Source organism: Bacillus sp. L_1B0_5, from assembly GCF_000836715.1.
GTDB classification, from domain to species: Bacteria; Bacillota; Bacilli; order Bacillales; family Bacillaceae_G; genus Bacillus_A; species Bacillus_A thuringiensis_S.
Map to the genome: position 1 here is coordinate 1 of NZ_JXIS01000138.1, position 13,134 is coordinate 13,134.

Below are 13,134 nucleotides of genomic sequence, written 5' to 3' on the forward strand. Positions count from 1 at the left end.
TTATGAGTTTTGCAACACCATCTTATTGTTTAATAGGATCAGAATGCTGACGGGATTCCTACAAGATATAGGAGTCCCGCCAGCATTTTGGAAAAACCCCACGCTAAGAGCCATACAAGATTTTATGCGAAAAATCGGGAGACATAGGGAACTATAGAGAAGCCAAAAGACGCGCCAGAATAGGAATGTATAAAAAGATGTATAGATTCATAGAAAAAGAAAAAGGTGAATGCCTTGTGAGAGTTGGGGGGATGTCTTTTTCCTTGCTACTAATAATGAGACGTTATGTTAACCAATCATGTATAGAGTATTCATATTTAAAATAAGACATATTTTCTTGCTGATAAACATCTCTTTTAACAAAAAGGTGACAAGCATGAATAAAAAGAAAATTATATTTTATCGAGAGAGTAATAACTTCTTCTTTTCAAATTTCATGTTAAATGGAGGATTAATATGGACATTCGATGGCATGAAGATGGAATAGTATTTGAAACAATGAGAGAAGCTCATGAATGGGCATATAATATACAATGAGATTGGCTACCTATATGATGGATACAAAACCAAAGATGAAAAAATAGCCTCTTCTCTTATCTATGAATTAGTAAGAGCTAATACATTATATGGTCCTAAGTATAATATCTCTTGTGATGAAGAGTGTACTGTTAAACCATGTAATTATAAAGTTTGGGTCACACTAATTTAGAAATAAACTTCCAATAACAAGAATTATGTAAATGAGCTGTCCATATGGACAGCTCATTGTATTTTTTGCTTAGTGTGGTTTTTTTCCGAAATGCTGGCGATACCCCTTGTAGGCCCGACACGACCTAAAAAAGAAAATTGTACGGTAAGACATAATATAGAAACCCCCCGATTTTTTATAGATGAAAGAATCGGGGGTTTTGTAGAATTTCTTCTTTTTAAATTTTTACTCTTCTTTGGGCAAAACAATTTTTTGATACAATTGAACTGTAATCCAATAATATACGACGTAAATACCTGCAAAGATGAGAATAGGAAGCCAAATACGAAAATATGGGTTCAATACGATACCTTGGAAGATATTCATTCCTACTATGACATGAAGAACTCCCACTATCGCTGGAAATAGGAATACAAAAAAGAATTCTTTATAGATGGATATCCGTAATAACCCACGGCGAACACCTATCTTACGAAGCATTTGATAACGTGGTATATCACTTGACGCACCAGTCAGAATTTTAAACATTAAGCAACTGGCCATCATGGTTAAAAACGCAATACCTAAGAAAAAACCCATAAATATAATACCACTAAACATCCCTTCTAATCCTGTGTACGTAACATATTTACTTTGCAATGATTTCGTATACGGATATTTAGCTAATTCCAACTCATCAAGTTTTTTCCACTTCTCTTTATATCGGAGAAAACCATCTGATGTCCCAAGTAATACGATCCCCTCATTAGCTTGTATATGATCATACCTTTTTTTATTTAAAATATTGATTTTTTGATTTTGAGATACATAAGGTGGTTGGATGAAGTTGAAGGCTTTTTTCCATTCTTCCGAAAGGCTTTCCCCCGTTTGGAGGGCTTCTGAAACAACTTTTCTACTATTATTACTATAATCAAGTATCATTGGACGGCTCTGCTCTAATTCTTCCTTTACATAATAAACAAAGGTTCCATCTGTTTTATAATGATATACCTTTTTTTCTTTAAATGTAATTGTATTTAAAAGTTTCTTTTCTTCCATAGTTGGAGTATGGATGACTACATCGTAAGGCTGAATTATTTCGGTTAATGGGAGCACATTATTTTTAAAAGCCATCCCACCTGAAATAGCACCTACTCCCAAAGCTACTAACATGGCTACGGTTGCGAGTATTTTCGTTAAGCTATTAATTCGAAAACTTAATTGAGCAAAAGTAAAAGAGTTTAGCCCTTTTTCAATTTGATTTTTATTATTTTTGAATTTTTTAATCACAAGTGGAAGGAATGTACCAAATAACAGATACGTTCCAAATGTTACTGTAAATAATGCGATAATAATTCCGGCTTGTTTTAATTGATTCATATAAATCATGGCAGCATAACCAATTATCAATAGAATAATCGCAAAGAATGCTACAAAAACGATGTTTCTTCCTTTTAGTGAAGTACGATCTGCTTGCGAATCCACGTGAAACAGTTGCAAAACCGTAATACGTGATAATTTTATACTATTCATGATTCCAGATAAAATAAATAATACAAGAAAGAAAATACAAGTAATAATCATAGAGGGCATATAAAATGCGTAATAACCACCTGCGGTGAATTCTAACTGTTGCATAAGTAATTTACCGATTCCTTGTGATAGCCCTACACCAATTACAATACCGACTACAAGGGATGCTAATCCTAATACAATTGTTTCAATGAACATAAGAATGATAACCTTATGTTTTTTGGCCCCTAACATCATATACATACCAAACTCTTTTTGACGAAGTGACAGTAAAAATGAGTTTGCATATACAATATAAAAAAATGTAATGATAGCCAATAGTACAGAACCCGCATGGAAAATGAATTGAATCCAACTAATGATAGAATTTGCTTCAATAAATACTTTATTCAACGCTAATGTTTGAAACATATAAAAAATTGCAATAGACATCACAAGGCCCATAAGTAAAACAATATAGTCTTGTAGCTTACTTTTAAGTCCAGACAAGGCAAGTTTACATAACATACTAGCTCCTCCTTACCAGTGATTTTTGTGCACCTATGTCTGACAGCACATTTAAAATTTTTTTATATAACTCTCCGTCTTGAATGAATAAAATTCGCTGACAGTAACTTGCACTATACGGATCATGAGTTACCATCATGATAGATACGCCTTGTTCCTGATTTAAGTTTGTCATGGCATCTAGTAGACTTGTTGCATTTTTTGAATCCAACGAGCCTGTTTGGTTCATCTCCTAAAATAATTGCGGGTTCACCCACAAGGGCGCGCGCCGCTGCTGCCCACCGTTTTTGTCCAACAGAGACTTCAGATGGTTACCTTTTTACTTGACTCTACATACAAAGACAGAATGAAAAAACAAATAAATAACTTCTTAGACATGAAATATCAGAAACTAAGATAAATATAATAATTATTTTTTATGGGGTTGTAGTTGAGAAAAAGTATATATTCGTATCAAAAAAGAGGAAACTCTGCTAGCAGAGTTTCCTCCAAGGATGTACTAGTTAGAATAAAATTATTTATTATTCATTTTTTCTTTCGCTTTTGATGGCACATTTTCAATAGAAATTTCTTCCCATGCAGTTACTTCCTTTTCTTTTTTTACATAAAGTCGTAAAAGTGCGTCTTTCTTCAATTGCTTATCGGCTGTAAATTTTATTATTTTTTCGTTTCCTTTTTCATCATAGGCAGGCAATTCATAGCGATATATTTCCACTTTACTCTCTCCTGTATCCTCTTTTGTGCCCTCTTTGTTTACCTGTACATAATAGGAATCTTTTCCTATACGATTGATTTGATTATTTAATCCTGTACAGCCTGTACAAATGACTGTAAAAATCATGATTAAACAAGAGACTAAAAACCATTTTTTCATTGTTCTCATCCTTCCAAAATATGTTTTAATTTATTAGGAACTTTAGCATAACGTATTAATACTGAACTGTTATCCCTTAGGCCGTTGTAGTATATGAAGAATTACCTTAATAAATTTGTTTACCTAGGCAATTCAGCTTACTTTATTAGAAATTTGAACCTGATATTTAAAGTTTAATCTAAATATTCCATCTCCAGATAAATCAACAGAATGGGGGATTAAAAATTATTTAGCATATAAAACTGTTAAAATGTTTGTATTTCTTCAAGTTACATATAAATATCAGTCATTTTATTGTAAATCTTGACTTTCACTGCTGTTCTTCTTTTTATACCGTTTTTAATGGTAAAAATATATTTCTAGTTCAAAGCATAGAACAAGAGATTAATGTGAGTGAATAAATGGCCCAATAAGTTTTATATTATAAAATAAGTAGTCAATATGTTTTCACTCTACTCATTAAATATATCAATAAAAAACAGTCTTGAAATCCGCTAACAGTCTTAAAATCTTATACATCTCTAGATGTAGGGGACACGTTATACCGCATCAAACCATGATCCACTTTATATAAAAATTAAGGATTTTTAAGTAGGGGTTTGATTTTGTTGCAAAATCTCTTAAAAGTAAGCTAATTTTGTGCAACAAAAAGTGAGGAGAATCAGATATGGGATATGTTAGCTCTGTACGACAAGGGACAGCTACAGCTTCCTTGATTTTAAAGAAATTATCATCTTATCCTAGACAAAATAGCTTATCTATTGCGCTTCGTGAGATTGGCCGGATAGAACGAAGTTTATATATGTTAAAATAGATACAAGATACTGAACATAGAAAAAAGTTTAGGTGGAGTTAAATAAAGGCGAAAGTAAAAATTTTTTGGCTAGAGCTGTATTTTTTAATCAATTAGGGGAAATTCGCGATTGATCCTATGAAGATCTATTACATCGTGCAAGTGGACTTCAACATATTATTTCCACAATTGTAACCTGGAATTCTATCTATATCTCTCGTGCAATTGAAACATTGCGAAATAATGGTATTCATATTCCAGAGGAATATATTCAACACATCTCCCCATTAGGTTGGGAACATAATGCGCTTACAGGGGATTATATTTGGAATTTAAATCAAAAAGTGAATTTTGAAAACTTACGGTCATTACGAAAAGATAGAATAAAATAGAAATAAAAACACAGGGAAAATGATTTTCCCTGTGTTTTTATTTCTTAACAATATGTAAAAATATTCCTTAACGTACAATTTTCTTTTTTCGGTCGTGTGACCCCTTGTAAACTCCTTTTCTCCATAACCACTCAATAGGACCATAGCGGAAATAATTATTCCAAATTTTGCTGAACATAATTTGTACAAATATAATTAAAAGCCCGAAGATACATAGTTGCCAGTAATATACGAGTGAAACATCTTTAAAGTACAATGAAAGAATGAAAAGAGTTAGTATACTTTGGCTAATGTAATTCGTTAAAGCATATTTACCTACGTTCATAAAGGGGCGCAGCCACTCTATATATTTTTTATTCTCACAAACTCTAAGTAGAGTACAAATATAGAAGATAGCTAGCATTTTCCCTCCAAATAGAATCCATAGTTGTACATCCTGAGAGTAATAGACATCTGTTTTTATAGAGTAGTAGATAATAGGACAAGAGAGAAGGCATGAGATACATAACGAACTCCACTGTAAAAATCTAATTTTCTTTATTAATTCCGGTACCCTTTTAAAAATATTTTTCTTACCAGCCCATAACCCTATTAAAAATACGCCTATATATTCAGGAATTCCTATTAGTAGTTGCTGGAATTCCTGAGTTATTAGAAAGAAAAGACGTGCTTTTACTTGATGAGAATAATGTATAAATAGATTTACAGTGTGATTGGTAGTGTTACCTGTAAACATATATTGATAGTAATTTGGTACTTCACTAATAGAAGAACTTGCTCGTAAAAATACAATAATATGTAATACATAACTAACCGTTAGGAAACTACAACCAGCTATAAAAATAAGCCTAGTAGATCGTTTATACAAGAACAATAGAATAAATCCAGCTATAGCATACGCATGTAGAATATCTCCGTACCATAGAAAGGTGAAGTGGAGTAAACCGAAGACTAGTAAAATACAAATTCTCCGGGTAAATAGCTTATACATAGGATATCCTTTTGCTTCTGTACTTTTCATAAAGATGTAAAATCCTACTCCAAATAAGAATGCGAAAATAGTATAGAACTTTGATTGAATAAATAAATCTACTAAAAAGCGAATTACTTTATCTATACCAATATAACCCGCTTGATTAAAGGGATCTAGTCCCGTCATAGCGGGTAGATTCGCAAAAAGGATACATAGTATGGCAATACCTCTTATTATGTCTAAAGAATAAATACGGGCGTTTTGTTGCATGTTAATTCTCCTTTCTTACAAAGAAAAACGAGCACTATACTAGCTAGCGCTCGAATTACGTCTTGCAAAGAATCCATCATATGTAGCAGCTGAAACAGCTCCTTCTAAACGTTCAACTTCTTCACCTCTGTTATAAGCTACAACAACTGGAGTACCTGGAATGTCGAACTCTTGAAAGGAATTTTGATTTTCTGGTGTAGAGATATCAATACGATAAATGATTCTATCATGCTTTTTTGACATACGATTGATATCTGGTGCAGCTTTTTTACAAAAATGACAGGTAGGTTGATAGTAATACGCAATGAACTCTTCATGGGATTGTATTTTTTCCTTTAATTCTTCTTTTGAAATATCTTTTATATTCTCAGGTGATCCTTTTACATCTGCAGCAGATACAATTGTTTTTTCTGGTGCTATAGTTTCTGTTTTGACCGATTCATTCTTAGTTAAAGTAAAGATCGCGATACATGCAACGCATAAAGTTGTGATAACAGCTCCAATTTTGTAGACTTTTTTCATAGTAAATTCCTCCTTAAAGTAAAAAAAAGGACAAACCTCGCCCGAGTTAACTGGGCGTAAGGTTTGTCCTTCACGCTACGTACAATAGAGTATAAACAATGGAAACAAATTTTCTATCTCTATAATACCATAACATTTATATAGAATGCTATAATAATTTTAAAAGAAAAACAAAGGAACAACTTAATCGTAAAATTTCATGTACCAGATTACATATTAAAAACAATAAACAGCACAACAAGGGGATTCTCTGTAGTGTATCCAACTGATAGGGACACTATCCTCCTCCAATAAGCATAAAATCATTCAACAAACACATCTCAAAAAGTGTGTGTACTTATGAAGTGTGTCTTAAGTACATTTTGATATCTTTTGAAGTAGTTTAAGCTGCAAAGAATATACTATATCTAAAGGTGTACCTTTTGATGCGTATTAAAAATCATTATTCTTATTATAATGGGGAGTTAATCTTAATTTGTTTTTGCAGAAGTTTTGATAACATATTTAAGTATTATATAAGAAGAAAATTATGAATCTAAATTTTTTATTTTTGGTACGTTTAATTTATGGAAAATAGATAATAAAATAATTTTCTCAATAAGTACTATTCTTATTTCAATACAAAATTTTTACAATTAATGCTATACCTGTATTAAGGGGATCGTTTTAGTTGATTAGGGAGAAAAATTGTAAAATGATATGGGAGGAACAAAAAATGTCATTGAAAAAGAAATTAGGTGTTGGAGTGGTTTCAGCCGCTCTTGGTTTATCCTTAATTGGTGGGGGAACATATGCATATTTTAGCGATCAAGTTGTAACAAATAATACATTTGCTGCAGGTACATTAGATTTAGCTATGCAGCCAACTACTTCACTTAACTTAGAAAATTTAAAACCTGGGGACAAAATATTAAAGAAATTCAATTTAACAAATAGTGGTACATTAGATATTAAAGATATCATGATGAAAATAGACTATAATGTAAACGATTTAAAACAAAACAATATTTCAGAAAATTTCGGCAAACATATTAAAGTACAATTTCTTTGGGATTGGGATCCTGCGAAAAGCCCTGTATACGAAACAACTCTTGCAGAACTAAAATCACAAAACCCAGAGATTGCTTCCAAAAAAGTATTTCATTCCAAGTGGATTGAAACAGGGGGATTAAAATCTGGGAAAATGGATTGGTTTTGGATGAAGTTTATATTTGAAGATAACGGAACGGATCAAAACATGTTTCAAGGGGATAGTATTGCGTTAAAAATGGAGTTCCAAGCCAATCAAATAGAAGGAAGAGAAAGATAATCTTACAAAAATATTTTTGTGAAAATGTAAAACTGAGCTTGTAATTTTTTATAATTTGTAAAATCGACCATCAAATATCCATATAAAAAACCAGTGATATTAATACATGTGTATAATATCACTGGTTTTTATGAGTTTAACATTTTGTATGTTTTGTAAAGCTCATATCTTAGGTTTTTTAATTACACATTTGAAATAAAACCTTTTTATATTTTAACTCGCATCAAAATTCCATTTAAGTAAAAATAAGGTTTAACATACGATAAATACATATTAAAATGTATTTACATTATCATTTATATACCTTAATATCCTTATGTATCACTAACTATATTCATGGAGGTAAATAAAATGGATTCAAGTTAATCATTCTTTTTAAGAAAAATATTCTTAATTATAAAATATTTTTTCATTTTCTCTATTTTAGAAATTCATGGACTAATAAATAATAAGATTCCCAGAAACGAGGAAAGATATGTTTAAAAAATGGAGTATATTTATAATTACAGCTGTGTTATTGCTTTCTCAATTGAGTTGGTTACCTCAGCTACACATAAAAGCTGAAACACCGCAAAATTCTACTGCAATTCATAAATTAATGCCTAAATATTTAGTAACCAATTTTAATTTTGATATGAATGCATCAACTGTTACTGTTGATAAAAATAACTTTTATGTTGCTGGTAATTTCCGAACAGGAAAGGATCTAGTTGGAGTAAAGTGGGAAACTAAAGATAATTATAGTCATCCTGATTTAAAATACCCAACAAAACCTGATTTTAGCAACGTTAATCTCGAATATGATTATAAAATTGAAGGCTTTACGAACCTAATGGACAGTGGGTTAGCACCCAGTTTAACAATTGAAACCAATAATGGTGAAGTTCATTATGTACGCCTTTGGAATTACGTTGTAGATCGTCCTGCGGAATCTTGGGAACTTGGTGCCACTAGAGATGTAGGTAAAGAGATTCGTTTTCCTGAAAATCGAAAAGAAGGAACTGCCAATGGGGAAACTGGACATATTAAAATAGATTTTAATAATTTATATGCTGGTTGGACGCCATATAGCTACAATACCGAACAAAGAAAATATACGCCAGACCCAAATTGGAAGAAGATACCTGTAAATGACATTAAATCAATTATGTGGTCTGTTGTTCCACAAGGATATCAGTCTTCTGAATCTGGCAAGAAATTAGGAAAGTCTGAAAAATTCAAACTTCATTTTAATAATTGGAAAGTATCAGGAAATACATACTTAATGGATGAACCTAAAAGTGCACCGAGTCATAACGTGAGGATGACTGACGATTATGATGATATATATAATCTAACTCCTGAAAGGGTTGTAAGTGATTATAAAAAATTAGGGTTTAGTAAGCTGGTCAATTTTTATATAGGTGCTTCTCATTATTATGACAAAATTTTGACAGATTCCGGCGTCGAAATGAATACAGATTATCCATTTAATCAAGGGTTTGAAGAGTGGTATAGGAATTACGCGAAACGTTTAAAGGAAAATAATATGGATCTTATACAATCAATTTCAATGGAATCTGTAGACGCTCCAGAGTCGTGGTGGCAACGTACTTGGGATAATGTTCCTGGTACAACTGGCTGGACACCCACTCCTCATCTTTTAAGTTTTACGAATGAAGACGTAAAAGCTTTTTATAAAAAATATGTTTTAGGATTAGCTAAAATTTCAAGCGATGCTGGCATTACACCGATGGTTCAGTTAGGAGAACCTTGGTGGTGGCATAAAGAAGATATTGCAGGGAAGCCACCTTGTTTTTATGATCAAGCTACAAAAGACCTATTTGAAAAAGAAAATGGATATCCGATGTATGAGTTTCACTCATCAACGGAAGACATGACTGGTCATGAAGATATGTTAGAGTGGTTAAGTAACAAAAATGGTGAATTTTCCTTACTGTTACGTGATACATTAAAAAATTCCTATTCTAATGCTAAATTTACTGTTTTATTCTTTACTCCTTCTGTAATTGATAAAGATCGTGTTCCACCGATGATGTCAATCGTTAACTTCCCTAAAAAACAGTGGAAATATCCAAATCTGGACTTCTTTATGATCGAGGACTATGATTACCTGATTGACGGACATATGGATAAGCACAAAGAAACATTAAAGTTTGCACAAGAAAATTTAGGTTATCCAAAAGAAAAAATACATTATTTTTCAGGATTTGTTTTAAATAAAGAGCAACAACATGTTTGGAAGAATATAAATGAGGCAATTAATGATGGCTTTAATCAAAAATTAGGCGAGGTATATATTTGGGCATATGCCCAAGTTATCCGAGATGGTTGGCACAGTCCTGGATTATTAAGTACCAATTATCCTGAGGGAAGCTATGGGAATCCAATCGATGTTGCCCTAACTTCTACAAGCTCAGATAAAATAATATATACATTAGATGGAACAGAACCTACAGCTAGTCATGGTTCAACCTATACAGGTGCTATTCCTATTAAAGCTGATGCAGTAGTAAAAGCGATTGGATTAAAAGGTTCAAACATAGTAAATCGTGCTACACTGAACTATAAAATTACGAATTACGTTAACCTAAAGAATCTTACACCTGTTGATATTAATGAAAATAAAAACTCTATGGATTTTTATTTCAAACCGGATAAATCAGGATTATACAGATTCTTTACTATGCCTTATAAAGGGAAAGAACAAGGATCAGGAAATGAATTAAAACTATATCAGGAAGAACAAAGACTTGCTTCTAACATGGATTCAGGTGGTCCATACGGTGCTCATTATGCAAAAATTGAATATAATTTACAAGCAGGAAAAACGTATGTTTTAAAACTATCTAATCCTTCTGGACAAAATGTTTTAAAAACAACATTAATGGCTGAAAGTGATTTTAATAGTACGAAACAAACAGCAGAAGCTGTAAACTGGGATCAAATAAAAGATCATAATCTTACATCTTTACATGATGTAGATTATTATAAGGTGAATCTTACTTCACTAAATGAACAAAAAATAAGTCTTACAAATAATGTAGCAACAATTGAAAATACAAGTGGTGAAGTCGTAAAAACGATGTTCCCTGGAAATGCTTCTAACAGCTTTAAACCTACAGCTGCGGGAACATATTATGTGAAGCTTTGGAACAATAAAGACCTTAATACAGACCCAGATTTAATGAATACACTAAATCAATTAAATAAAACGACTGACACAAGTGCAATCTTAGAATTACAAAAGAATTTACAAAAAATGAAGTTCTATTTTGGTGATTTGACAGGCTTTTATAACTCTGATTTTTATATGTCACTGATAGCCTATAAAAAGGTACTAAATAAATGGGATCCTGGTGTTGCAATTAGTGGGAAGATGCTAGAAGAAGATGCACAAATTGACGATCGTATTCGATATTATGCGAAACGTGATGTAGATTTAGGTAGAGATGCTGAAGGAAGCATCTATGAAACATTATTTGATGGTGATTTAGCAATCTTACAAGCTATGCCGATACCGGGTGAATCAGCGCTAATGCTTGGTCTATCTAAAATTGGGAATAAGTTTTTATTAAAAGAACTTCCTATATTGGGTAAGTTTGGGAAATTAACTTATAATAAAGAAACAAAATCATGGACTTCTTCTGGTGGACTTGAATATACTCAAGGTAGTGTTCACGGAAATCGTGTGAAGCATGTACTAGATCATACAAAACCTAATCCTAATAAACCTACACATTCTGTGTTTAATGTTGATAAAACAAAGTTATTAGAATTAGTAGACGAAGCCTGGTCTAAGAAAGGTACCCATGTACCTGGCGACTCCGGTGCATATATAATTCCTATGGGAAGAATTGTAGGAACTGAAGGTGAAACTGCGGTTAAAATAGTAGTAAGACCTGGTACAAATAAGGTTATTACTTCATATCCAGTTAAAAATTAATGGAGGAAAATTTACATGAAACTATTTAGAGAGAAAGTTATTTGTCCTAGATGCGATGGGAATGGGCTAATTTATAAAGCAGAAATTAAAAAACTAAATCAGATTGTATACGTATGTGATGAATGTGATGCAACTTGGTTAACAAATAATGAAATACATTTAAACAACTTTATAGATTTTGAGACCTTTCTAGAAGAGAATTCATGTTCTTATAACGACGCAAATATTATCCGTCTAGGGTATGATTGGTATAATAAGTGATTCGATGTTTTTATATTTCTTGTTTGATAAAATTGTTTAATTAGGAAAAAACCAGTTACAAATGTGAAAACACACATATGTAACTGGTTTTTTAGTTTAACATTTTGTATGTTTTTTATAAAACTCATTTATTTTAAAAAAATCCCTTCACGATTTGTGAAGGGGCCAGTATACATTGAAAGGGTACTTCCATTTTAATATGTAAAAGAAAAACTCGTATTGATAAAATTAACCTTTTTATTTTTGTCGCTTTTAATTCACTATAAAGAAAATGTAAGGACTAAATTCATCCTATATGGAGTTTTGTATTTCCATTAGACATGTATATTTGATAAATCATAATCTTTTATGCAATATTGCATAAAAAGACCCCTGTTACTCTTGCTATAATTTCAAGAGTAAACTGTTGCATCCAACATTTTATAATCTTCTATATTCATTAATATAGAAGCCCTAATCACAGGAAAAAGGGAAGAATATTGGTGGTTCTTCTCTTTCTCCTTATTTTTTTACTGTTGAATCATATATTTTATATTTTAATTAGCAAACAAGAAATAAACACTTCATTATTATTTCTGCTATATTTAAAGCGAATACACAGGACACATAAATTATCTCATTATTCATAACGGGGAAACCATATTGATTACGGCTTGATTCCATTATATAACAAATATTAACATTCAGAGTTTTAATGTTTGAAAATTACGTGAATTAATATATAAAGGTCCGCCCTTCCTCTAAAAATCCCATTTATTGATTTTATATAAGTCGTTTTAAATCAACATTGATATCATAATAAATTAGTGAAAATGTATGCATAGGTAAATAGAGAAGAATGGTGCAAACTTCTATGACTACCTCTACCGAAATGAAGAAGTACAAAATGACATGATGGAAAAGTTAATGAAGCAAGTTTTTATAGGAAGACATTCACGTTACAAAAGTTTCTTACATCATGTTAATAGGGACAAGCCATCAATTAGGAACATACTGAAATTAAAAGAACCACGCAAAAGAGTCAAAACACTCACAAAAGAACAAGTACAACAAGTACAACAAGTAC

The 13,134-nt window shown here is 31.6% G+C and carries 7 protein-coding genes and 3 pseudogenes; 5 read left to right on the forward strand and 5 right to left on the reverse strand.

Annotation, left to right across the window (positions count from 1 at the left end):
• Positions 1–934: 934 nt before the first annotated feature.
• The 3 genes and pseudogenes from RT27_RS29780 to RT27_RS29790 form a co-directional block, all read right to left on the reverse strand.
• The gene (locus RT27_RS29780; RefSeq protein WP_043938743.1) at positions 935–2,728 is read right to left on the reverse strand and encodes an ABC transporter permease; all 1,794 of its coding nucleotides are present in this window, start codon (positions 2,726–2,728) and stop codon (positions 935–937) included.
• A gap of 1 nt (position 2,729) precedes the next feature.
• Positions 2,730–3,039, reverse strand: a pseudogene (locus tag RT27_RS29785) (bacitracin ABC transporter ATP-binding protein); the annotation flags it as partial.
• A gap of 203 nt (positions 3,040–3,242) precedes the next feature.
• The gene (locus RT27_RS29790) at positions 3,243–3,602 is read right to left on the reverse strand and encodes a YxeA family protein (RefSeq protein ID WP_016083225.1); all 360 of its coding nucleotides are present in this window, start codon (positions 3,600–3,602) and stop codon (positions 3,243–3,245) included.
• Between the two features lie 679 nt (positions 3,603–4,281).
• Here RT27_RS29790 and RT27_RS34525 point away from each other — a divergent pair.
• Positions 4,282–4,787 (forward strand): annotated as a pseudogene (locus RT27_RS34525) (Tn3 family transposase); the annotation flags it as partial.
• Between the two features lie 67 nt (positions 4,788–4,854).
• On the opposite strand, the gene RT27_RS29800 reads toward RT27_RS34525, so the two are convergent.
• A complete protein-coding gene (locus tag RT27_RS29800; protein WP_043938746.1) occupies positions 4,855–6,030 on the reverse strand; it encodes a DUF418 domain-containing protein in 1,176 nt (391 codons plus the stop codon).
• A 39-nt stretch (positions 6,031–6,069) separates the two neighbouring features.
• Positions 6,070–6,552, reverse strand: a complete 483-nt coding sequence (locus tag RT27_RS29805) for a thioredoxin family protein (protein WP_043938748.1) — start codon at positions 6,550–6,552, stop codon at positions 6,070–6,072.
• Positions 6,553–7,267: 715 nt separating this feature from the next.
• Between RT27_RS29805 and RT27_RS29810 the strand changes: the two genes are divergently transcribed.
• The 4 genes and pseudogenes from RT27_RS29810 to RT27_RS35955 all read left to right on the forward strand — a co-directional run.
• The gene (locus RT27_RS29810; RefSeq protein WP_043938750.1) at positions 7,268–7,861 is read left to right on the forward strand and encodes a TasA family protein; all 594 of its coding nucleotides are present in this window, start codon (positions 7,268–7,270) and stop codon (positions 7,859–7,861) included.
• 475 nt (positions 7,862–8,336) lie between these two features.
• Positions 8,337–11,807, forward strand: coding sequence for a chitobiase/beta-hexosaminidase C-terminal domain-containing protein (locus RT27_RS29815; protein WP_043938752.1), 3,471 nt, complete (start codon positions 8,337–8,339; stop codon positions 11,805–11,807).
• 15 nt (positions 11,808–11,822) lie between these two features.
• Entirely contained in the window at positions 11,823–12,068 is a 246-nt protein-coding gene (locus RT27_RS29820; protein WP_043938754.1) for a hypothetical protein, read from the forward strand.
• A gap of 843 nt (positions 12,069–12,911) precedes the next feature.
• Positions 12,912–13,134, forward strand: a pseudogene (locus RT27_RS35955) (transposase); the annotation flags it as partial.